This window comes from Pseudoalteromonas sp. SG43-5, assembly GCF_014164345.1.
GTDB classification, from domain to species: Bacteria; Pseudomonadota; Gammaproteobacteria; order Enterobacterales; family Alteromonadaceae; genus Pseudoalteromonas; species Pseudoalteromonas distincta.
In genome coordinates this window covers 92,567-116,185 of record NZ_JACJFA010000004.1, presented here as the reverse complement: position 1 = coordinate 116,185, position 23,619 = coordinate 92,567, and the positions used below count along the sequence as shown (strand labels likewise).

Annotated in this window: 14 protein-coding genes; 2 read left to right on the top strand and 12 right to left on the bottom strand. The window is 40.0% G+C overall.

The features are described from left to right. The first annotated feature begins 93 nt into the window (after window positions 1-93). Window positions 94-1,008 carry a tRNA 2-thiocytidine(32) synthetase TtcA gene (ttcA, locus tag H5161_RS06000; RefSeq protein WP_002963067.1) on the top strand — a complete coding sequence of 305 codons (915 nt, stop codon included), beginning with the start codon at window positions 94-96 and terminating at the stop codon, window positions 1,006-1,008. A gap of 82 nt (window positions 1,009-1,090) precedes the next feature. Here ttcA and H5161_RS05995 read toward each other — a convergent pair whose 3' ends face one another. The 10 genes from H5161_RS05995 to H5161_RS05950 all read right to left on the bottom strand — a co-directional run bounded on the left by H5161_RS05995 (window position 1,091) and on the right by H5161_RS05950 (window position 20,467). Continuing rightward, window positions 1,091-2,152 carry a hypothetical protein gene (locus H5161_RS05995; RefSeq protein WP_182671758.1) on the bottom strand — a complete coding sequence of 354 codons (1,062 nt, stop codon included), beginning with the start codon at window positions 2,150-2,152 and terminating at the stop codon, window positions 1,091-1,093. A 264-nt stretch (window positions 2,153-2,416) separates the two neighbouring features. Further along, the gene (locus H5161_RS05990; protein ID WP_182671759.1) at window positions 2,417-3,487 is read right to left on the bottom strand and encodes a hypothetical protein; all 1,071 of its coding nucleotides are present in this window, start codon (window positions 3,485-3,487) and stop codon (window positions 2,417-2,419) included. 286 nt (window positions 3,488-3,773) lie between these two features. After that, complete coding sequence (locus tag H5161_RS20240; RefSeq protein ID WP_182768917.1) at window positions 3,774-5,099, bottom strand: PAS domain-containing methyl-accepting chemotaxis protein; 1,326 nt, start codon at window positions 5,097-5,099, stop codon at window positions 3,774-3,776. Window positions 5,100-5,577: 478 nt separating this feature from the next. Then, complete coding sequence (recD, locus tag H5161_RS05980) at window positions 5,578-7,626, bottom strand: exodeoxyribonuclease V subunit alpha (RefSeq protein WP_182768916.1); 2,049 nt, start codon at window positions 7,624-7,626, stop codon at window positions 5,578-5,580. Beyond that, a complete protein-coding gene (gene recB, locus H5161_RS05975) occupies window positions 7,623-11,186 on the bottom strand; it encodes an exodeoxyribonuclease V subunit beta (protein WP_182768915.1) in 3,564 nt (1,187 codons plus the stop codon). Before recB ends, recD begins: the two co-directional genes overlap by 4 nt. Next, window positions 11,173-14,472 carry an exodeoxyribonuclease V subunit gamma gene (gene recC / locus H5161_RS05970; RefSeq protein WP_182768914.1) on the bottom strand — a complete coding sequence of 1,100 codons (3,300 nt, stop codon included), beginning with the start codon at window positions 14,470-14,472 and terminating at the stop codon, window positions 11,173-11,175. Before recC ends, recB begins: the two co-directional genes overlap by 14 nt. A 160-nt stretch (window positions 14,473-14,632) precedes the next feature. Next, on the bottom strand, window positions 14,633-15,694 hold the full coding sequence (locus tag H5161_RS05965) for an alkaline phosphatase D family protein (protein WP_182768913.1): 1,062 nt from the start codon (window positions 15,692-15,694) through the stop codon (window positions 14,633-14,635). Beyond that, on the bottom strand, window positions 15,691-16,818 hold the full coding sequence (locus tag H5161_RS05960) for an alkaline phosphatase family protein (RefSeq protein WP_182768912.1): 1,128 nt from the start codon (window positions 16,816-16,818) through the stop codon (window positions 15,691-15,693). The genes H5161_RS05965 and H5161_RS05960 overlap by 4 nt, the downstream gene beginning before the upstream one ends. A 124-nt stretch (window positions 16,819-16,942) precedes the next feature. After that, the gene (locus H5161_RS05955; protein WP_182768911.1) at window positions 16,943-19,222 is read right to left on the bottom strand and encodes a TonB-dependent receptor domain-containing protein; all 2,280 of its coding nucleotides are present in this window, start codon (window positions 19,220-19,222) and stop codon (window positions 16,943-16,945) included. A 201-nt stretch (window positions 19,223-19,423) separates the two neighbouring features. Further along, window positions 19,424-20,467, bottom strand: coding sequence for an alkene reductase (locus H5161_RS05950; protein WP_182768910.1), 1,044 nt, complete (start codon window positions 20,465-20,467; stop codon window positions 19,424-19,426). Between the two features lie 226 nt (window positions 20,468-20,693). Between H5161_RS05950 and H5161_RS05945 the strand changes: the two genes are divergently transcribed. After that, a complete protein-coding gene (locus tag H5161_RS05945) occupies window positions 20,694-21,083 on the top strand; it encodes a DUF2750 domain-containing protein (RefSeq protein ID WP_024599157.1) in 390 nt (129 codons plus the stop codon). 71 nt (window positions 21,084-21,154) lie between these two features. Here H5161_RS05945 and H5161_RS05940 read toward each other — a convergent pair whose 3' ends face one another. Together H5161_RS05940 and H5161_RS05935 are read right to left on the bottom strand one after the other, a co-directional pair. Beyond that, the gene (locus H5161_RS05940; RefSeq protein ID WP_182768909.1) at window positions 21,155-22,021 is read right to left on the bottom strand and encodes an alpha/beta fold hydrolase; all 867 of its coding nucleotides are present in this window, start codon (window positions 22,019-22,021) and stop codon (window positions 21,155-21,157) included. Window positions 22,022-22,127: 106 nt separating this feature from the next. After that, on the bottom strand, window positions 22,128-23,453 hold the full coding sequence (locus H5161_RS05935; RefSeq protein ID WP_182768908.1) for an OprD family outer membrane porin: 1,326 nt from the start codon (window positions 23,451-23,453) through the stop codon (window positions 22,128-22,130). Window positions 23,454-23,619 lie beyond the last annotated feature (166 nt).

The window sequence follows — 23,619 nt, the reverse complement described above, 5'->3', positions numbered from 1 at the left end:
ATCCTAAACTCGCATATTCAGGTGGTTTGGGTATAATACGCCCCTTTATTTTTAGCAAATAACTTTGCTGTATTGTTTTACTAGGGGGCGTAATTGTCACACTCAGATCAAGCTAAAGCTCAATTTAACTTAAATAAGCTACAAAAGCGTTTACGTCGCCAAACTGGTCAAGCCGTTATGGACTTCAATATGATTGAAGAAGGTGACCGTATAATGGTGTGTTTATCAGGTGGCAAAGACAGCTACACAATGCTTGAAATGCTCCAACATTTAAAACGTGTAGCACCTATAAAGTTTGATCTCGTTGTTGTAAACCTAGATCAAAAACAACCAGGTTTTCCTGAGCATGTTTTACCTCAGTATCTTGATAAATTAAATGTAGAATACAAAATTGTAGAAGAAGATACCTACAGCATTGTTACTGACATTATTCCTGAAGGTAAAACAACCTGTTCACTTTGCTCACGACTGCGTCGTGGTATTTTATACCGTACAGCAAATGAGTTAGGCGCAACTAAAATAGCCCTTGGCCACCATCGTGACGACATGATTGAAACGTTGTTTTTAAATATGTTTTACGGTGGAAAACTAAAAAGTATGCCGGCTAAATTAATGAGTGATAACGGCGAGCATATGGTTATTCGCCCACTTGCATACTGCAAAGAAAGCGATATAAGCCAATACGCATTTGCACAAGGTTATCCAATTATTCCGTGTAACCTATGTGGTTCGCAAGAAAACCTACAGCGTAAACATACAAAAGCAATGCTCGCTAAATGGGATGCTGAGCACCCAGGCCGTATTGAGAGTATTTTTACAGCAATGCAAAACGTCGTGCCTTCACACTTAGCTGATGCTGATTTGTTTGATTTTAAAAACTTACAAACCGGTGAAGTCATTGATGGTGGCGATATAGCTCTTGATAAGCCAGACATTCCTAAAGTGCCTGTTACTAATGAGCTTGATGAACAAGAAGCGCCAAGTGTAGTTACTATAAATCTAAGCTAACATATCTAGGCTAACAAATTTAAGGGGGTTGTATTTATGTACAACCCCCTTAAATTTACCAATTCAGCCTTACGTTGTCTTTTTAACTCTCAGCTAGGCCTTGTAAAAACTCTAAACTTAACTTTTCTTGTGCATTAGTCTGATACGGCAACTGCTGTAAACTGTCGTACGAGAAATCGTTTATATCAAAATGGCTTATTTCACTATTCCCAAAGCTGTTACGCTCACCTGGGCTTGGCGACATTCTTTCTATTACAAAGTCACTTAAGCGCATATCGGTAACGCCCTTAGGTAATACTGACCAATGAGCTTTTAAGTCTACGGTTTGGCTCCCTTGTGTTAAGCGTTCCTTAGATACCAAATGAGCAAGTGGTGTATCACCACTATATAAATTCGCCCTAACACGATACAAACCACTTTTTATCACCGTTAAATTAGCTGGCATAATCATGTTTTCATTTTGAGCATAAGCAATTTCAAAACCTGTCAAAGTAGCACTTGGCGGCATATATTGAATTTGCGCAACTACGGGTACTTTTTTGCCGTCAACATCGCCCTGCACATACACTTGCAAACTACGAGGGTAATCTTCATCTTCTTTAAATGTAATAATTGCCTCACCTTCACGCGCATTGCCCGTATGGGTATTTAGTACTTCCTTTGTATCAGTATTTGCAAGTTCAATGACCACTTTACCAAGCCCTTGAGCGCTTACCTTTATTGTTATTTCTTCTGGATATACAAAACGATATTGTTTGAGGCTTACCGTTAAAGCATCGCCGCTTTCACCTATGGGGCTCGACACAGGATAAAACTGATTTGGCTTTAATCGATCTTCATCTAAAGGACTCAAAGGTTGGGAATAAGGAGGAAACTTAAGTGCACTTTCGTATTGCATCACTACTTGCTGCGCTGCTTTTGTTAGGTCTTCATTAAACGCAATTTGCTTTTTTGATTGTGGTTTTTTAGCTTTAGGCACATCTATAGGGATCACTTTTACAGGCGATAAGTCAGGTGCGTTCGCGCTGTGTTTAATCTGTGGTTTTATTGGCTCAGCAACTTTATGAGCATCATTTTTACCAGTAAACCATAGCGAGAATAAAATAGTGCTAATAATTAAAGCAACGACATAAAATTTTTTCATTTTTATATTTCAATCTTTTATAAGGCGTATAGTTTTTAATACCAATCTGCTTATATATGGGTCTATTTAACGTTAAGAAAATTACGCTAGAACTAGGCAAAAATTTTTGTATCTAGTTGTTCTCGGCAATTGCTCCCTGCATTGCTCTACCTCCTGCATCCATGCAGTCGTAAATAAAAAATTTTTAACGACGTTATAGTGGAATTTAATTCGTTAAATTGATCAAAGATTTATGCAGATTGGTATCACTACACGCCTTCTATGTTATGGAATCACATTATAAATAAGTGCTGATGCACTTAAATTATTTGAATCCCTAATATAACGATATTGTTTTTTCCAAAACCAACTACCTGTAGTTTTATCAAACGTATTAAACCCTACGTTATTACCTTCAACATTTACGTTATTCATGGCTATTGTGACATTACCTTTACGCTGCGCGTTATGTATTTCGTTATGGCTATAACTGTCACTCATCATCATTGGATAATGATTTGGCATAAAGCTACTAACAGCATCACCTTGCGATTTTAAATGGCCATCTGTATCAATACTGCTGCTACAACTTCCAAACGAGCCAGCCGAACTTGCACCACATGAAGAGTGCGATGCTACAACCGAATCATCATTACCTTTTAAAAATCCACCTGTTAAACCTAAATACGCATTACCATCTGCCACAAAGCGTAATCTAGGTGTACGTGCATCAGGAAATGGCGATATTTTACGGGCATTATTCACTTTTAAATCGTGTAATACACCAACAGCTTCGGTTACATCGCTCCCTAGCCACCATTTGAGTGCTGCATCGACCGCAAAGTTCCATGATGCGCCAGTTAAAGCACTAACGGCTACATCTGCAAGCTCACTTCCACCACCCGCGCCTGCTAAATCAAACGTCGCAACAATATTAAGCGGCTGTAAGCCTGCGTTTTCTAACCAGTTTTCTTGGTTATCAATAATATGGCGTGCAACTAAGTCGCCTGTTGAATGTGTTACAAATACACAGCCATCACTGCATAAATTAGAGCGTGAAATTTGCTTTAACTTTGGCCACACCCAATCGGTAGCAATTTTACCTTCAATTCGCTCATAAGCAGGCCAATCAATTCGCTCATCTGCACGATTATTCCAGTACGATTGCCAATATGTTTCACCGTCATTAATTACATCACTACCCGACTTATTGGTTATTTGCGAAGTTTGTAACCCGTGAATTAATATAATTTTGTAGTCTTTACTCGCAGCAGAAAAGCTCATTAGCATAGCAAGCCCAGCACCAATTAGGTGACTTGGTTTAATTAATGTGTGTGTGCGCTTAGTGTTGTTCATACAATTCCTTAATGTTATGTACGTAATATTTTATTATCATTTAAGGTATTCATACTAGGGCTTGTCAGCCTTGGCGTTCATCAGTATTAGGAACAAAGAACAAAAATGCAACAATTTATTATCATTTATAGGGATGAAGAAACTTATTACTTGTTATTTAATGGGTTAATAAAGAATAGTTGTTAAATTTAAAATTATCAGGGATGTTTCGAGAGTAATATTGAGGGGGGTTAGGTTGAGCGGGTACCGGTAAAGGTGCCCGCTTTAGAATAAGGACGTAACTAATCTAGCCGTTAGCTTTGAGTTCACTGGTAAATTGCCCAATCGCATTTACAACTTCTTGTGCGCCTTGCTGAATTTCCTGCATCACATCACCCGACTCTTTAGATAGTGCTAAACCTTGCTCTGCTTTTTCTTTACCTTTTTCTATTACAGCCACCGTATTTTGGGTTTGTGATTGGTTACGCTGTACTACTTCTACTATTTCTTCTGTTGCTTTTGATGTACGAGATGCAAGCAGTCGAACCTCGTCTGCAACCACAGCAAAGCCTCGACCTTGCTCGCCAGCTCTAGCCGCTTCAATTGCGGCATTTAATGCTAACAAATTGGTTTGCTCTGCAATACTACTAATACTTTGTACAATACTCGATATTTGTTGCGACTGCTGATCAAGCGCTGAAATTTCACTTGCCGCTTGCTCCATGTTAATAGCCAGCTCGGTCATTACTGCAACCGTATCTTGTATAACGCTCGCGCCTTGCTCTGCTTTTTTATCCGTTTGGGTTGAGGTGCTATAAGCAATTTCGGCAGCCTGAGATATCGCAATTTCTTGATTTACTTGCTCTGTAATAACTGTTGCAAACTTCATCACTTTATAAAGCTCATTTGCGTCATTTGAGATTGGGTTATATGACGCTTCTAACCATACAACATTGCCATATTTATCAACACGCTTAAAGCGCTCCGCTATAAACTGTCCTTCTCTTAATTTAGCCCAAAACTGTTGATACTCTTGGGAATTATACTCTGAAGCTTCACAAAATGTGCGATGGTGTTTTCCTATTAATTCACTTTCTTGATAACCCATTGCTGATAAAAACTGCTCATTTGCTTTTAAAACATGGCCTTCTAAATCAAATTCAATTACTGCCATAGAGCGATATATTGCTTTAATAGTGTCGCTTTGCTCGCGGGAAGCCGTAATTGTTTTTGTAAGCACACTCCCGAATATGGAAAAATAGAGCAACTGATCTTGCTCCCCTTTTACAGGATGTACTATTAAACGTAACCATTCAGCTTTACCATCACCGCGCGCAATTTGTAATGCACCGCCCCAATGTCCTTCTTTTTTTATAGCTTGCTGTAGGCTTTTAAATTCTGAAGATTGACGAGATGACTCAGTAATAAAATCATCAAAAGAGTTATTAGTAAGATCGTCTTCGTTGTAGCCTAAGTTTTCTAAAAACCTATCATTGGCGTGCGAAATACGCCCATCATAAAGAATATTAACAACTAACATCTCTCGGTAAAGCCCTTCCCACACTTGTTGTAACGGATAGAGTTCTGCTTTTAAAGAGGCTATTTCATTTTGCTTATTTTTAGAAAAAAACATTAATATCCTTAATTGGGCGTGTTGACCTTTGTGGATTGAAATTTGTTCAATCTAGGGGCGATTAAATCACGGCGCGAGGTTTGTAACCTAGTGGGCTCGATAACTGCTCCTGCGTTATTCTAATGGCTTACATCCATGTAAGAATAAGTAAAAACCGAGCAAAGCTTCCGCGTCCTGCTCACGCCCCTTACCTACATCCATGTAGGCAACAAAGAGTTAATCGTCCCTAGAAAGAACCCAAAGGGCAGCGTATGTTTGGTATTTATACTACGTTATCGCCTATTTATGGGAAATACCACACTACTTAGGCTCTGCCTTGCCTAAAAACCAAACACACTGCCGCAAATTCACCCACCAAAGATCAACACGCCCAAATACATTCAATATAAAATTAATTTTAGTATAGAAGACATTTATAATAAGGCGATAAATAACAAGCAGTTTGAAGCTAAATTATTAATCAAAATTCAAACTAAGCTTAAAATTGTAACCTTTCATATAAACCTGATGCTCTTGATACGCTTTTATTCATTGCAAGTTGCAGTACTTTTTTGTCAGCCACCAGCTCAAACTTATTTTTAGCGCGGGTTATTCCCGTATACACTAATTGCCTGTTAATACCCATGCGCGCTTGTTTTAGCGGTGGCAGTACCATAGCGGTGTAACTAAACTCTGAACCTTGTGATTTATGAATAGTCATTACGTATACTTTATCGTGTGCAGGGAGTCGTGCTGGCGAAAATGCTCGTTGATTACCTTGCTCGTCAATAAATATGGCTTTGAGCTGATTGCTTTCATCGGGCATTAAAATACCAATATCGCCGTTAAATAACTTAAGCTGGTAATCGTTTTGGCTCACCATAATGGGCATGCCTGTATAATGATGAGTATTAGGGCTAACTGTTATTAAACCTTGCTGTTGCAATACGCGCTCTATTCGCTGATTTAAGCTATGCACACCGTAATCGCCCTCTCGTACCGCAGCTAAAAGCTGATAACTAGCAAAAGCAGCATGCACCTGTGCAACATCTGCACCTTGGGCAATTAAGTTAAGGTATTTTGCATAATGACTTGCTGCACTTTTAACAAGCTTTTCAATTGGTTTCGCTACAAAGTCGTAATCTAAAATTACATCGTTAAAACGCCCTTCGGTACTTTCTTGCTCAACGTAATTTAAAATACCGGTGTTATTTGTGTTTACCGCAAGTGCGAGTTGACCAATGCCGCTTTGTGCATCAAATCGATAACTGTGCTGTAAAAAGGCAACGCAATCTGCGAGTTTAAATTCACTCACGCTTTGCGCTACGAGCTTAGGCTCATTATTAAAACATAAGCTATTTAGCTCATCACAACGTGCTTGCGAGTAGCGTGGCGTTTGCCCAAGTGTTAAACCTTGGCATAAATCGCTCATTACGCTGCCAGTATCTACCGAGGCAAGCTGGTCTTTGTCACCTAGGAGTATTAATCTCGCATGCGCAGGCAGTGCTTCTATTAATTTAGCCATCAGCGATAAATCGACCATACTGGCTTCGTCAATAATCAGCACATCTAAATGCAGTGGATTGCTTTTGTTATGTCTGAATTTATTAGTAAACGGTTTTACGCCTAATAAGCGATGAATAGTTTGAGCGTTTTGCGGTATCAGCGTTTTTATATCATCAGGAATCGTTGTGAGCTTATTTTTAGCGCCTAAAATAGACTCACTTAAACGTGCAGCGGCTTTACCTGTAGGGGCCACCAGCTTAATGCTAAGCGGCGCGGTTTTATAAAGTGACTGCAAAATAGCCAACAACTTAGTCACTGTGGTAGTTTTACCGGTACCTGGACCACCCGTGATCACGCTAAAGCCTTTGGTGGCAGCAATCGCACACGCCACTTTTTGCCAATCAGTTTCAATTGCAGAATCAGCAGGAAAATAGGTATTTAAAAGTTCTGCCAATATTTTATTATTAATATTGAGCTTTCGCTCGCTCATGCTTAATAGTCTATCTGCGAGTGTTTGCTCATAACCGGCAAGGCGCGCAAAATAAAGTCGCTCTTTAAACAGTTGCAGTGGTTTATTTTCGCCCACGCTTTCATGGTTTTGTAAATAACTGAGCGCTGTATGTACATTAAAGTCATCACTAAACGGGCTTAGCGTACTGGGTACATTGCCATCTAGTTTATTAAAGTCGCTTTTGCGCAAGTTAAAAGGATTGCTCCAGTCAACCTCATTTAAAGTTAGGCAGCTATGCTGACTTTGCTGCGATAAGCACAGTAATAAAATAATATAAAACAGCTCATTATGTGTTTGCTCAATGTCATTAGCACACAGTAATTCAGCGAGTTTAACATCAACCACACGTAGCCTATTTTGCGCTAATAAATATTCAAGTAACGGGACTTCGATAATAGTATTATTTAACACAATGTCCTCTAATGGGACATCTTGTGCTACATTTTTTGAAGTAAGAGGCTCTACGGCTTCATTATTAAGTGTCTCGTCTATATCGTCAAACAAGCCAGGTTGCTCATTTAAATCGCTCATAGCATGGCTCCTTGGCTAAATAAGCCATCTAAAATAATCACTTGTTCTTCAGTTAGCTTTTTAAAGTACACGCCTTGCCCTGCCGGCATCCCACGTAAAAACGTGTAATACACGCCGCCTAAATGAGTTTCTATTGAGTAATCAGCTATACGTTGTTTTAATAAACGATGCAGCGCTACCGTGTAGATTAAATACTGTAAATGATACTGATGACTGCTCATCGCTTGCTCAAGCATATCGCTCTCGTAATCAGCTGGCGTGCTACCTAAATAATTAGACTTATAATCTAAAATATAATATTTGCCTTGGTAGCAAAATATTAAATCGACAAAGCCTTTTAACAAGCCCTTTACTTGCGAAAATTCAAGCTTACTTTGCGTAAAACCAAAATGTTTAATTAGCATTTCGTTTAGCTTAGGTGCACTTAAGCTCTCAAGGGGTAAATTAAACTCCATTTCGACTAGGCAATCATTAGGTGTAAGCACACCCAATGAAAGAAGGCTGTTATCTAGGGGACACGCAAGAACATCAAGCACCCATTTTTCAGCCACTTCTCGCCATTGCTCACCTATGTGGTACTTTTCAAGGCTGCCCTTAACTACCTCAGATAAGTTTTGCTCAGTATTAGTTGGGTGAACTATTGGGCTAGTAAAATCTATTTGTTCAAATATTTCGTGTAAACAGCTACCAGGCTTTGCCCCTTTAGGAAAACTATAAGGTGATGGTATTTCGTCCTCTTGCACTGCAAACTCGTCTTTTTCGTGATCTTCATCACTTCGCCCTGGGGCTAATTGGTCGCTGTGCTTTTTAAAGCTCAATGCACTAAAGCTAGTTGCTCGCCAGTTACGCTCAATATTTGCCGTTACTTTATTAACACTTAACGTTTGCTGCGCACTTTCACTGTTATTAAAACAAAGTGTTCCCTGCTCTAATAATGTTTGTGAGGTAAATTGCTGATAGCTCATCGCGCTGTTAGCGTCGCAAAACTCACTTAAATGCGTGCGCCATGTTTGGCTACTGGCAAGTTCAAGCCCTGCAAATAAAACATGCCCAAGTGCACTACTTTGCATAGCCAAGCGGCTACTTTGTCCTTGCCCAATGTTATAAACACCAAGCGCACAAAAATGTACGGCGCGAGTAAGTGCTACATAAAGCAGGCGTAAATCTTCAGCTAGGCGTTCTTGTTCTGCTTTTTGAAGGGCATCTTCGTCTTTACTTAAATCGTAAACTAGCTTGCAATTATTATGATAAAGCGCTTCTTTTGTTTCGCGATAGCCACTGGCAAACGGCATAAATACCAAAGGGTATTCAAGCCCCTTTGAGGCATGCATAGTGACAATTTTAACTAAGTTGGCGTCACTTTCTAGGCGTACCTGTACTGTTTCACCGTCTTGTTGGCTTACCTTTTGTGCAAACCATCGCAGTAAACGCAGCGTGCCTTCAAGCTCTATTTGTTTTTGCTGGAGTATTTCGCCCAAGTGCCTAAAGTCCGTCAGCCAACGCTCAACGTTATATCCTAACCCTTGCCATTTAGCGCTAAGTTGGTTATGGCTCATTAAGCGCTCAAGCATTGCCATAGCGCCTTGCTTGTTCCAAATGTGGCTAAGTTGTGCAAAAAAGTTTAAGTAGTCTTGCCATTTATTTTCATCATCAGCGAGTGCATGTATTTCGTTATAACTTAAACAAAATAGCGGACCAGCTAAAACACCGCGCAGCAATGACTCGTCATATTGTCCATGCAGCGCTGTTAAAAAGTTAAGTAGGTGATGGCTAAGCTCTTGGCTAAAAACGCTCTCGCGCGATAAATACACGCTGGAAATTTTGGCATCATCTAGCGCTTTTTTCATTATTTGCGCTTCAACACGGTCGCGCACTAATATACAAATATCGGCAGCGCTTACAGGGGTACTGCCAATACACGCATCCCCTTGTTTTGCTTTTTCAAGCAGGGTGACTATTTTATTAGCAAAGTGAGTGGCTAAATGCGCTTGCCCTATACCTTTATTGGTTGGTTTGTTTTTTTCGTCTGCGGCTTCATCCACAAATACATTAAATTCGAATGCGGTCGCGGGTTTGCCATCAATTAAAAAAGAGTCTTCCGCTTTTTTACCTTTAGCAGCTACTGCGTTAAAGGGGATGGCGTCGTTATAAATAAAGCTGTTAGCGTGTTTGCCAAATAAACTATTAACGCTATTGACTATATCGGTGCTTGAGCGAAAGTTAGTACCCAGCGTAAATTGCTGTTCAGTCTGTACAGCTTCTTTTGCGCCAATATAGGTAAAAATATCTGCGCCCCTAAAGCCATAAATAGCTTGTTTAGGGTCGCCTATCATGGCAAGCGTGGTATTTTGTTGCCCATAAATTTTACTAAAAATACCGTACTGAATCGGATCGGTATCTTGGAATTCATCAATCATGGCAACCGGGAACAACTGCGCAATTTTTTGCGCTAGTACGTCGCCTTGCTCGTTATTAAGCGCACTGTGTAAATTAGTCAATAAGTCATCTGGGGTGATAACGCTTTGCTCTTGTTTACGCTTAACTATTGCGGCTTTTACCCAGCGTGCTGCATGTTGTACAACCGCTATTTTGAGCCCTTGGTTTATGGTGTTGTTAAGGGCGGCAAGCTCGTCAAACTGACTCAGTAATGGATGCACAAATAATGGCTGATTTTTTTTATAATTGCTCACATCGCTTAAGTTTTCTGTACTCCACACTTCAAACGAATACTTGCTAGTGCCAAATTCAAAAAACAAATCGCCGCCTAAACAAAATGCTTCAAGCGCACCAAGGCTGCCTTTTCGTGCTGGCGTTTTAGACCCGCTTAAACCCGAGCTTTTAATAGCACCGATAAACTCTTGCTCTAACACCGCTTTTTTAAATGCAGGCACACGGGTTATGTACTCTTCACGGGCTTTCCATACATCATCTAAATTTATTTGTGGCGTAATGTGCGCATTAGCTTTGTTTAAAATGCTCGCCACTTGAGCGAATAAAGACTCTGGTGCGGCAAATACATCTAAAATAGCATCGGTGCGTTCTTTATTAAGTGGGTATACAAACGCACGCCAAAAATCTTTAATGGTTTCGAGCAGTATGTCGCGCTCATCTAAAATAAATTCGAGATTAAACGCCACACCCGACTCAAACGCATGTTGTTTTAGCATCCGCTGACAAAAGCCATGAATAGTAAAAATAGCGGCTTCGTCCATTGATTTAGCAGCCGCATCGAGTAAATCAAACGCGCGGTGTTTATCGTCAATTTTGGCAATTACGCCTTCAATGAGTTCGTCGTTTGGGTTTTGCCCAAGCAGTGCGTCGCGTGCAGCAATAATTCGGCTGCGTACGCGGTCTTTAATTTCTTGAGTGGCAGCGTCGGTAAAGGTTACAACCAAAATTTGCTCAACACTCAGCGGCGTATTTAACTCACCTTCTATTTGCATGCCTAGTAAGTAACGTAAATACAGCCCCGTAATTGTATAAGTTTTACCAGTACCCGCACTGGCTTCTATTAAACTTTGACCAATGAGCGGCATAGTAAGAGGATTAAGCGCTTGCATGGTCACTCTCCTTTGCGTGTTCAAATAAAGGCGTGAGCAATTTATCACTCCATTTTATAAATTCTTCTTGGCAGTCATTTAGCGATTGCACCGTTAAGCGAATATACGGGTTTTCGCCCTCGCCTCGCCCTATGTATTGCGGGCTAAATTTGCTCATTGCTTTTGTTATATCGCCGCCGCTTTTAACGTATTCATAACCACTTACCGGAAAGAACGGCACAGGCTCCGCGCGCAGCGCTTTGTATAATTCAAACCAATCAAGTAACAATGCATCGGCATCAGCTTTATTAATTGGCGCAAAGGTAATTTGCTTATCGAGTCCAAGTAACAATGTTTCTACTTGTTGATCCATACTTTGCGCTGCGAGGTGATAAATAAAGCCTTTAATTAAATCTTTCGCTTTAATACTCGCACTGCGGTAAAACACTTGTTTTTGCAAATAAACATGATTGAGCCAGCCCTCTACTTTGGTGCCTTCAATGGTAAGCAAAACTTCTATCGGCTCACTTTTTCCGCCTTTAATGTGCTCTTTTACTTGCCCTGCAAGCGCGTCAACTCGGTGCTCCATACTCTCAAATATGAGGCTGCCTACATTGGCTTGAGGTAACTCACCCCGCTGCAGTATTTGCTCGGTACTTAGGGGTTGCTCGTTTATATTGGCTTTAAGTATTTCATCAAGGTAAAAATAACGGCGCAGCGCATCTAGGCTAAAGGGTTCTTCGTCTTTTGCTACTTCGTTAAATTGTGGTAGGCGTAAGCCCAATGTTTGTTGATAAAAGCTCTCTTGTGCGCTGCACACACTTCTAATAAACACATCGAGATCTAGCTGATCTGGCACAGTCACATCAAGCGCAATAACTGGCTCTGGTTTAATTGACTCACTTGGCAGCCAAATTGGATTGTAACTGTGGTTGCTCAGCACAGTATTAGCTTGCTCATCGGCTAAATAGTAATGGCTATTAAAGGGCTGTAAATGCTGCTGATTAATTAGACATGCGGGCAGCGTTTTTTTACTCTTTTCGCTTAATACAAAACTACGCCCAATATATTCTAACAGCTCGCTTACAAGCGTTGATGGCATGCGCGGTTGGTTATCAAAACACGAGCGACCAATGTAACTCATGTATAAGTTGTCGCGGGCACTCAGTAGCGCTTCTAAAAATAAGTAGCGGTCATCTAATTTACGTGATCGGTCACCTTTTTGCTTTTTAGAATAAGGCACTAAGTCAAAACCAATGGGTTGTACGTTACGCGGGTAGTCGGCATCGTTTAAGCCCAGCATACATACCACTTTAAATGGTACGGCGCGCATGGGCATAAGCGTACAAAAGTTTACTTGCCCAACCAAAAACCGCTGCCCTACGCCTTTTTCTTGAATGCCTTGTTTAACTAAGTAACTAACAATACGCTGCGAAACCGCTTTACTGTAATCGCCGTTGTCGTGGTGTTTTTGTAACTCTTCGAGCACGTTTTGAAGTACTAATAAATCCCAGCTGTCGTCGCTTTCACTTTCGTATATGGCGTTTAATAGCTCGCTTAAAATATGCGCTTTATTGGTGAGCGTGTCATCAGGCGTTAGCTGCTCTTTAAAGCTTTGCAGTACATCAATAAAGTGCACGAGCTTGTTAAGTGTATCAAGCGCCATGCCTTCTACTTCATCAGCGCTGTAAATACCGTTAAACGGGCATTGTTCGTCGCGCATGGCAATACCAAGCAGTAAACGGTTGAGCCCATGTTGCCAGGTATTTAAATCGATAGCGGGTAAATCAAAGCTGCTTTTATGCGCTGCATTTATACCCCATTTAACGCCTACACGTTCAAGCCAGTATTGAATTTGCTCGTATTCGTGTGCTTCAAGCCCAAATTTTTCGGCTATTTGCGTCACTTGTAATAAATCGAGAATATCCGACACACCAAAGCGCGAAAACGGTAAGTTAGCTAAACTCGCAAATGAGCTAAGCACGGGCTTTTCTTGCTCTATGGCTAAATCGGCTAATGCATAAGGAATAAAGCGGCTGCCTTGTGCCCCGCCAAATACGGCTTCAATGTAGGGGCTGTAAGTGCCTACATCGGGCATCATGACGATTATGTCTTTGGGGGTAAGCGTTGGGTTTTGATTAAATAAGTTAAGTAAGTAGTCGTGCAAGCGCTCAACTTCTCTGAGCGGTGTATGGCAATCGCTGAGCGTAATACTGGTGTCGGTTGCGCTGATTGGTAACTTACCTTCGTCGTTTATAAACCACTCTTTGTTATCGGTCAGCGATTCGCCTTTAAACGCAAGCTGATAAATCTCGCTTTGTACTTGCCCTAGTAAGGTGTCGTCAAACACATCAATAAAACCATCAATCCAACGGGCATCTAACTGTACAAGTTGTTCAAAATAGTCGCGGCCTAATTTACCCCACGACGATAACAACGGATTACCAATAAAGTAGTATTCTTCATCTGGATTGGTTTGTTTTTTTTGTTGCGCTTCCACCAGCGGCATTTTGGCGTATTTAGCGCTTATTTTAGCTGCTGTTTTTTCATCTATGATATCGCCCCAGTAGTGCTCACTTGGGTTAAAAAAGAATAATATAACCTCTGTTTTTTTACTCAGTGCTTCAAACACCTCAAGCTGGGAGCTGGCAATCGCCGATATACCAAATAAACTAATGCGTTGTGGCAGTATGCTATTATCCATAGTCTCAAGTGCTGCAAGTAATTGCCCTTGCATGTTAGCGCGATGAAATTGGCTTTGCCCAAGTTCTTGGCTTAGCTTTACAATGCGTCGCCATAAATCAGGTTGCCATGGGGCAATGGCTACATCTACGTCATCAAGCTCATCTTTGCCGCTATCCCATGTGGCTATCCAGTGCGGTCGGTACATTAAATATTGGTCGTACACATCGGCTATTTTTTCGCATAGCGCAAAGGTTTTTTGCCCGTCAATATCGCCCTCTAAATAGGTTTTTAGCGGCAAATAAAGCGGTTCATCAATGCAGGTTGGTAAAATTGCAAACAGTTTCCAAGCAAGGTTGGGCTTATTAAATGCCGACTCTTTAGGGACATTTGGCAGTAATTGCTGATACAACTGCCAAATAAAGCTCGACGGCAGCGGAAAATCTACCTGCGCTGCAACCCCTAAGTTTTCGCTCAAACCTATTTTTAACCACTGCGACATACCCGGCGATTGCACTAGCACCACTTCTTTGTCGAACGGGCTTTGCAATGGGTTTATTTTTAACAGCTGGTGGAACTGCGCTTGCAGGGCTTCCATCCGGTTTGATTGAATAATATTTAGCATATAACACTGACCTTGCTTGAGATAAAACCAGTGTAAGATATTTTCAATATTAGGGGTAGCGCAAACAGGTAATTGATATTAATAAATCAGAGAGTTAGCAAGTAATTTAAACGCACAGCATTAATTTTGATCACTGTGCGTTTTTGTTTATAGAGTAATGTTATTTATAAGGGCTAATACTTGATAAACTAAAGTCACTTTGCATTATTACTTGGCCATCAATGCCTTTTAATTTAAGTGAAATAGTGGGATCAGTTTGCTGCCAGTCTATGCTTAAATCACCGTAATTTACGTTATGAGTATAATTCCCTACTCGGTGCTTGTTAGGGCTTACGTCTTTCCATTTTTCAGTTAAGCCTGAGCTGGTCATCTCAATTAATGGGTAATCAAGGTTTTGCTGATACTTTGATATTTCACCCCAGTGCGTATCGCCGCTGATGATCACGACCCCATTTACTTTATGCTTTTTAATCAATGCAAATAAACGGTTTCTATCTTCAGGAAAGTTTGCCCATGACTCCCAACCTGTAAAATCGGGTAAAAGCTGTAAGCTTGAGGCAATCAATTTAATTGCAGCAGGCCTTTTAAGCTCTTGTTCAAGCCATTGCCACTGGGCTTCACCTAGCATTGATGCGCCCTTCACTTCACTAGGACTATACGGGCCTTGGTTATTTAACTTACGTTTAGTGTAGTATTCAAGCTCACCTACATGGTTTAACGCATCACGGTTCCAACGTAAATCAGGCATTATTACTTGTATGGTTTGCTCATTTTCACCATACATGTACGAGGTATAAATTCCATCAGGGCGAGTGCGACGCACTGAGTTTACAGGTTCATCCCAAAAATTAAGCATAATTTGGCGTGATTGCTCTTTATGCGGATACTCTTTGCCTGCATCGTTTTGGCCATAATCGTGGTCATCCCACATAGCAATGATAGGCGTTTGCGCTTTCAACGTTTTAAAACCAGGCTTTGCCCCTAAACGTTGGTATTTTTCGGCAAGTACATCCATATCGTTGGTATCGCCATAAATATTGTCACCCAAAAATATAAACAAATCCCCCTGCTCTTTGTTAATTGTATTAAATATGGGTATGTTTTTATCTTGATGCCCACACGAACCAAATAGGATTTTAGATGGCGCGGCAGTAACACCTGTACTAATAACCAAACTCAACACCAAGGCAAATAGGGTTAATGGTTTTAATAGGTTCTTCATTTTAAAATCTCGCTAATAGCAGGCGCCATATTTGAATTTATTTCATTTGGGTTTTGCCCAAGCGCCTTTAAAACGGTCGCCGCTATTTGCGCTTGTTTAAGCTCATTTTTAGTTTTAATTAAGCCACTACCTTTTATTGCGGGGCCAATGGCTGCAAGCCAAATATGTTCAGAGCCGACAATTCCTTCTGGGTAGGTATTTTCACCTAACTCTAGCTCAGCAAGTGCACGTTTAGAGCTGTGATGTTGCCAATCGTTGGCATTATTGCCACGGCCGTGATCAGTAGTAATAATTAGTGTGGTGTTATTTTTATAACCCGCTGTAGTTTGAATGGTTGCCCATAAGTCTTTTATAAACGCGTCACTTTGCCTTGCCGATTTAAGGTATTGATCGTAATGACCATCATGCGCAAAGTCATCGGTTTCGCCTAAACTTATCACTAACAACTTAGGCTTTTTAGCCAACATATACGCTTTAGCAAAGCGATATGTAAAACTGTCTAGTCGTACGTTATACCAAGGACTGGGGATTTCGTTTTGTAGCGCATTTAACAGTGGCGCATCTGTGAATAAATTCTCTTCAATTGACATAAAACCTGCATTTACATACACGTTACTGCGCTTAGTATTTACAATGTATGGGAATACATCCCAACTACCAAATAAGGCTGTGCTATCTTTAAACTCAGGTAACTTATCTAAACGCTCTAAAATAGTTTTATTTGGGTTGAGCACTTTGTTATTACTATTTATATTTTCGTCAACTTCACCGGTGAGTATTTCGTTATAACCAGGGTATGAAAAATACCACGGGTTACTTACCGACATAGTAGAGCCGTTAGCTCTATCGCCAATTATAATCCCTTTTTTAGCCACTACTTGCGTTAAAAAAGGCATTAGTAATTGCTGGCGCTCATTTGCTGTTTTTGCCCAAAATTGCGTATTTAATTGCTCTGGCTTTTTAACAAAATCAGTATTATTAATTAAGCTATTATCAGCCCCATAAAATACTTCTTGCCAGCGTACTCCATCAAGCGTTACCAGCACTACATTTTGCGCTGCATTAACCGCATTGCTTAATAATACAGTTAAGCTAAATACCACTACTTTTATTACTGAGTTCATAATATGTGTGTACCTTTTAAAAAAAGCCCATCAGTGATGGGCTTTAAAATATTTACTATTTAACCTGAACTCTGGTTAAGAGATTTACTAACATAATTGAATAATAAGTTGCGTACTTTGAGTATTAAAAAGTAGCACTTAAAGTCACTGCCGCTGTACGCGGAGCACCTATAAAGTAAGTAGTACCATTGCCTGTACCGCCAGCTAAATAGCTTTTATCTGTCACGTTATAAACTACAAATGCAATATCTAGTGCTTTAAATGGGCCTGCATTTACTTCTGCTGAGTAACCTGCATTTAAATCCAGCACAGTGTAGCCGTCAACCTCACCACGTTCGCCGGTGTATTTAGCCGACAACCCAAAACGAAAATCCCCACTGTAGTAGTCTGTCGATAGCACGAATAAGTCATCGACTGAGTCAATTACTTTGTCACCTGCTTCAAAGCCTGGCGCGTCGCCCTTGTACTCCGAGTCGTTATTTGTATACGAGCTATATATATTCCACTCTGAATTAAGCATATAACTTGCAGAAAGCTCTAAACCTTTAGACTCAATACCACCTACATTTAAGTAAGAGCCATTAGTGCCTATTGTGTAATCAATACCGCCTGTATCGCTACCAGGTGCAATAAAGGTAATACGGTTATCAAACTCTATTGAATACGCTGTTGCTGTTAGTTTTAACGCATTATTTTGATAGCGCACACCAAGGTCAATATTCTCAGCGGTTTCAGGCTCGATGGCTGATAAATCCGAGCTATCACGTTCTAGTACACCGTCTTTAATAGCCGCAAAATTTTCGCTGTAACTGGTAAATAACTCTGTAGAGTCATTTAACTGATACAAAATACCGCCACTGAACAATATGTCTGAATCACTATTTATTTTTGCTGTGGTTGCATTTTGATAATGATCATACTTTTCAATATCAACAAGGTACTTTTTAACACCTAAGTTAAGTGTAAAATCACCAAGCGCCATTGAATCTTGCGCATACCATTTTAGAGTGTCAGTTTCAAAAGTGTTTTTGTATTGTGTCCAGTATGGAGTGCTATCAAAGTGATGATAAATACGCGCATCAATTACCTTGTGCCAATCACGAGATTCTTCACGGTCACTTTGTTCATACCATAAACCTGCTTCTATATCATGCATACCAAAAGTGGCTTGGTAGTTTGCCGTTAAACCAAGGCGGTCTTTTTTGTAATGCGTATGGCGATACGACATAACAGGTGTTGCTGTATCGTCGTAACACGCAGGATTTAAACCAGGACCCGATTCCCATGGCCAGCTTAAACTTGCCGTACATTCTTCGTTTGGTGCAAGCGGATTCCCTTCACTATCAGCAAATCCGTAAGAGCCAGCATTTGTTCCGCCCTCAGTTGTTGGATTACCATTTTCATCAACAGGGGTCGTTAAATACGGTGGGATCCAATCCCCACGCCCTGAATTTTTATGATAATACGGGCTAACGGTAATAAGTGATGTTGGAGAAAGTGCATATTCCAATTTTAAATACGCTAAAGTGTTTTCGCGAAGCGTACCCCAGCCTTCTGCGAACATTTGGTCAAAATGTGGGGCACCAGTCCAATTCCATGTCAGCTGATCCCAATCTGGTGTTTGCTCAAACTGCTCAATACTTACACTATTGTAGTTTGTCTCGCTTACATCATCATAAGATAAACGACCAGTAATGGTTAAATCCGTAAGCGTAGTTACAAATTTAAGCTCAGCGTGTTGGTTATCTTTCCCGCCATTACTACCTGAGCCAATCCAACGGCTTGTATCGGTTTGCGAGTAACTTACATACGCTTGTGTATTATCAAAAATCGTACCTGTTTCGTGCTTAACGTAATAGCGTGTGGCATCGTGACTGCCTGAGGTATAAGCAAAAGTGGTGCTTTTATCTAAACTTGGTGCTTTACTTACAAAATTAAATGTACCGCCAAGCGCTTCAAGTGAAGCCGATTTAATGTCAGACGTCCCTTGACCAACCTCTACCGTTGCTAAATTTTCGCTCTCCAAGTAACGATTAGCTTTAGCACCGCCACCATAATTAGAACCACCATTGGGAATACCATCAACAGTCATACCTAATTGTTGTTGGTTTGAGTCAATACTAAAACCACGCATTGTAATAGTCGTTGACCAATCATCGCCACCAAATGCATCACCTTCGTTAATACTAATACCCGGTAAGTTATCAATAACCGATAATATGCTCGATACAGAACTTTGTTGCTCAAGCATTGCAGGCTCAATAACATTGTTTGCGTAACTTGTTGGTTTTGCCGTTACTGTAATTTCTTCAATTTCGTTATCGTTATCGTTTGCGTAAGCGGATGTTGATACAGCCATGGCAATAGCAATGCTCAAAAGTGATTTGTTTTTTAAAGCGTACATTGTTGTCCCGTTTGATTTTAATTATGAAATATGAAAACGGACACAGTATGAATTTTAAATATGACAACGAGGATGAACTTTATTTACATAAAAGTTAAACAAATATGGGAGATTTATGGCGGGGATATGTACAAAAAAAGACACTCAAAGGTTTTATCTTGAGTGTCTTAATTATTTTCTAAACTTTTTACAAATAGTACTTTATTTTAGTTCGGCAAGCATTTCATCACTGTACGGAACTAGTTCTTCACCGTTTGCAATTTTGTTAACGTAATCAGGATTCGCAATAAGTGGACGACCAATCGCTATTAAATCAAACTTAGCGTCGTTAATGGCCTCTTTTGCTGTCTCAAAACTATAACTGCCTACACCTACTAATGTACCTTTGTAGCCTGCACGTAAAAATTCAGATGTAGTTTTACCCTCAAGTGACTCAAACGCTGTACTGTCGTCAAAAATACCGCCGTGTAAGTACGCTAAATCTCTTTTTTCTAGTTCTGGTAGTAAGTAGTCAAATACCGCTTTATCACGGTTATCTTCACTCATATTAAAGTAAGCACCCGGTGTTAATCTAAGTGCAGTACGCTCGTTGCCAACAGCTGCAATAACCGCATCTGTTACTTCTAATGCAAAGCGCGACATATTTTCAGGCGATTGACCGTATTCGTCGCTGCGTGTATTTGCAGCATGATGTAAAAACTGGTCAATTAAATAACCGTTAGCGCCGTGAATTTCTACACCATCAAAACCTGCTTCAATTGCGTTTTCTGCCGCTTTTGCGTAATCGGCTACTAAAGATTTAATGTCATCTGTAGTGGCTGCTTTTGGAGTGATGTAGGTAAGCTCACGCATGCGCGGTACAGAACCTTCAACACCAATTGCAGATGGTGCCAGTACATCGCCATCAAAAAAGTGAGGATGTGCAACACGACCAACATGCCAAAGCTGTGCAAACATTTTGCCGCCGTTAGCGTGTACTGCATCTGTTACTTTTTTCCAACCTTGAATTTGCTCACTGGTAAATAAACCCGGAGTATTTGGGTAACCTTGCGCGTCTGGGCGAATAATAGTTGCTTCACTAATAATTAAGCCAGTTTCGGCACGGCGAGCATAATATTCAACCATATCTTGTGTTGGCACTAAGTTATCGTCAGCCATGCAACGAGTTAGTGGCGCCATAAGTACACGGTTTTGAAGCTCAATTGTGTTATTTAGTTTAAACGGAGCAAGTAAATCAGTAGTCATTTTTCAATCCTTCATTAAGTATATGCTTACTACAATGTGGCCTTTTTACAAACATTCAAGCTTATTTTGAATGATCGCTCAAATTAGTGAGGAATTATACTGCTCAATATGTAAATTAGATCTGCATTAATGAAATTAAATAATAACTTTTCAACACTCTGTCATATAACTCGATATACTTGTACGCTATATATTAAATATCGACAGCAACGAGAGTGAGCCAATCATGACGAGCGAAAATGCAACCGAACAACAAGCAGTAATTTTAGGCCTTGGGGCAAAAAAACGCTTAGCTTACATGTTCGAAACCGTGCAAGAATTTAAACAAGTATGGATTTTAAACGACGATGATGGCTGCGTTATGCTTGCCAATGAAGACGACGATTGTGTGCCTGTTTGGCCAACTCGTGAATTTGCAGAGGCATGGGCTACTGGCGAATGGGCGGGTTGTAGCGCTAAAGCAATTCCTCTTGCAGACTGGTTTAGTCGCTGGACACCAGGTCTTGAAGAAGATGACTTACTCATTGCCGCATTTCCTACTGAAGAAGATGATGGCACAATATTGTTTTCTGATGAGTTTGAAAAACAATTAAAAGCACCAAAGAAAAAATACTAAGGTGTAAAGCCTAAATACTCAGAGTTCTTTAATTTATAAGCGCGGCACTTAATTTAGTAGCCGCGTTTTTATTACCCGTTTCTAAAACTCAAATACGCCTGCGTTATAGCATTTGCATCTTCTACTTGTGGATAATGGCCAAGCTCTGAGAACTCTTTAACACTCGCGTTTGGTATTAACTGTTTGTAATGCTCAATCATGTGCTTACCAGAAATCGGATCTACTGCGCCTGCTATAAACGTAAGTGGTATATGGCTATTTACAATAGCACCAACCCAGCGTTCTCGGTTTTGCTGCCTCTGCTTTATATAGCTAATGAGTTTAGGCATAACGGCTAAACCATCTTTATAAATTAGCAACTCCCAAAGTGTGTCTACCACTTGTTTTGAGGGCGGTGTACTTTTACTAAAAATAGTAACTAAATTATTGGCAAATTTTTGTTTATTCATTAATTTTGGCACTATCCAACCTAGCTTTGAAAGTAAAAGCTTTTGTATAAATAATGGTTTATGCACCTCAGGAAATAACCCACCATTTAAAAAACACACGCTGTTTATTTTAAAGTCACTTTGGCTAACCACTTGCCTTGCTAATAACTCTTGAGCCACTGTATCGCCATAGTCATGAGCTAAAATATGTACGTCATTAATATTTAACGTTTTTAAAAATTGGGTATATAAGTCGGCTTGTTCGGTAATTTTATAAGTAGCGTTTATTGGTTTATCTGACAAACCAAAACCTAGCATATCGAGCGTAATTACAAAATAATGTTCACTAAGTGTTTGCCACATACCTTCCCAATCCCAGCTAGCACTTGGAAAGCCATGTATTAAAAGCAGCGCAGGCTTAGTTATATCACCAGCTATTTTTGTAAATATTTGATGGACAGAAATATGAGTGAATTGGCCCTGCGATTGCCACTGTTGAAGAGAAAACATATATTAGCTTTATTTTTATTATCTATTTGTTAGTTTTATCATAGTGGTAATTAATAAAGGAAATAAAACCAATGTATAAATTTGCATTGGCTTATTAAACGTTATGTTAAAATTTAATAGTGTAATCTACATAAACTCGGTGGTCGGCTCTGTCGCCTTTAACACCATCAACGCTGCCTGATTTTTCGGTTGTATAATCTACAAATAACCAGCGCAAACTTAAGCCTTTTATTTTCTCAACTTTATAGCGCGTATCTACAGCCCAATATTTTTCATCAGCTGTGCCAGCTAACTTACCCAGCGCAGAGTTTTCAGCATCGCTACCGCTTGTGTAGTAAAACTTTGTTGTTAAACCTGGCGATACTGCTTTTAAATCAATGCCAAAACGTGCCTGCCACGTTGCCTCGTTTTGATTTGTTAAATCGGCACCAATCAATGAGCGAGTTGGAAATGGGTTTGTACCATGATCGCCACTAAAGTTATCTTCAATCCAAGCATCACTTACCTTAGTAAATGCCGCACCTACACTCCAAATATCTTTTTTCCAATCAGCATCTAAGTAATAGGCAAATCCATCGTTTTCACTTTTAGTTAAACCTGTTAAAGCGCCAGTTGCATCTTCATCATCTAAATCGCCGCCCTCTGCGCCTGTTACAAATAAATCACCATCATCTTGTGAGGTAAATATGCCAGTTGAAAGGGTTAACTTACTTTGCTCAAGTTTAATGTCGTAACTGATTTTTAATCCCATTTTACTTAGATAATTGTGCGAATTTAAATATTCAGCCTCTAATGTTATGTTGTCTTTTTTATGCGTAGCACCTACGCCCCAAATTACGCTAATGGCGCCAGCTGCCGATTGGTCGGTAGAAAAGTCTTCCCATCTTTCATCATGTCGACGGCTCCATTTGTCGTATACGTAACCATATAATTTAGTGTTGCCAATTCTGTAATCGCCAAAAACACCTCGAAAAGTATTAGGAATAGCACGGCTGCCTGAGCTTTTTAAAAGCATGCTTTTGGTTTTTTGCCCACCTACTTTAACGTGACCGTTTTTGCCCAATTTAAAATCTAAAAAATATTGACCAAATTTAGAAAAGCTATCGTCTACTCCACCACTCTCATTACCTGCTGGTAAAATATTACCTGCGGCTGAACCTGTAGAGTTAATATTCATTACGGTGTAAGTCGATACACCCACATTCAATAAATCATTTATATAACCTGATGTGTAATTGAGCTCTATACCTTGAGCAAAAGTTGAATCGTCACTTGCGTCGTTATCGTAGTCACGGTCGAAATAAATTGATCTAAGTTTTATATTAAATTCATCTTGTTCTGTCAGCCCATTAACAGCAGCATACGAAGGAATAGAAATGCATGTTAATACTGCGCCTGTTGCCGCAAGTAATTTAGATACTCGGTGAGCCATAGTTATCTCCGTTACCTTGTTTTTTAAGTTTTTACTGTGCAGCACATAGGGATGTGTATGCTTTTTGACCTACACGGCAAACATGTCATAAGGTAATTACATTTCAAGTAATTACCTTTCTTTCATGCTAATAAATATAGAACAATATAAATTTATAATGTTTTAA

Coding starts and splice junctions, on each gene's coding strand:
- H5161_RS05950 (WP_182768910.1), bottom strand. CDS start 20,467: ATGACTACTGATTTACTTGCTCCGTTTAAACTAAATAACACAATTGAG.
- H5161_RS05935 (WP_182768908.1), bottom strand. CDS start 23,453: ATGGCTCACCGAGTATCTAAATTACTTGCGGCAACAGGCGCAGTATTA.
- recD (WP_182768916.1), bottom strand. CDS start 7,626: ATGAGCGATTTAAATGAGCAACCTGGCTTGTTTGACGATATAGACGAG.
- recB (WP_182768915.1), bottom strand. CDS start 11,186: ATGCAAGCGCTTAATCCTCTTACTATGCCGCTCATTGGTCAAAGTTTA.
- H5161_RS20240 (WP_182768917.1), bottom strand. CDS start 5,099: ATGTTTTTTTCTAAAAATAAGCAAAATGAAATAGCCTCTTTAAAAGCA.
- H5161_RS05945 (WP_024599157.1), top strand. CDS start 20,694: ATGACGAGCGAAAATGCAACCGAACAACAAGCAGTAATTTTAGGCCTT.
- H5161_RS05965 (WP_182768913.1), bottom strand. CDS start 15,694: ATGAAGAACCTATTAAAACCATTAACCCTATTTGCCTTGGTGTTGAGT.
- H5161_RS05990 (WP_182671759.1), bottom strand. CDS start 3,487: ATGAACAACACTAAGCGCACACACACATTAATTAAACCAAGTCACCTA.
- H5161_RS05955 (WP_182768911.1), bottom strand. CDS start 19,222: ATGTACGCTTTAAAAAACAAATCACTTTTGAGCATTGCTATTGCCATG.
- H5161_RS05995 (WP_182671758.1), bottom strand. CDS start 2,152: ATGAAAAAATTTTATGTCGTTGCTTTAATTATTAGCACTATTTTATTC.
- recC (WP_182768914.1), bottom strand. CDS start 14,472: ATGCTAAATATTATTCAATCAAACCGGATGGAAGCCCTGCAAGCGCAG.
- H5161_RS05940 (WP_182768909.1), bottom strand. CDS start 22,021: ATGTTTTCTCTTCAACAGTGGCAATCGCAGGGCCAATTCACTCATATT.
- H5161_RS05960 (WP_182768912.1), bottom strand. CDS start 16,818: ATGAACTCAGTAATAAAAGTAGTGGTATTTAGCTTAACTGTATTATTA.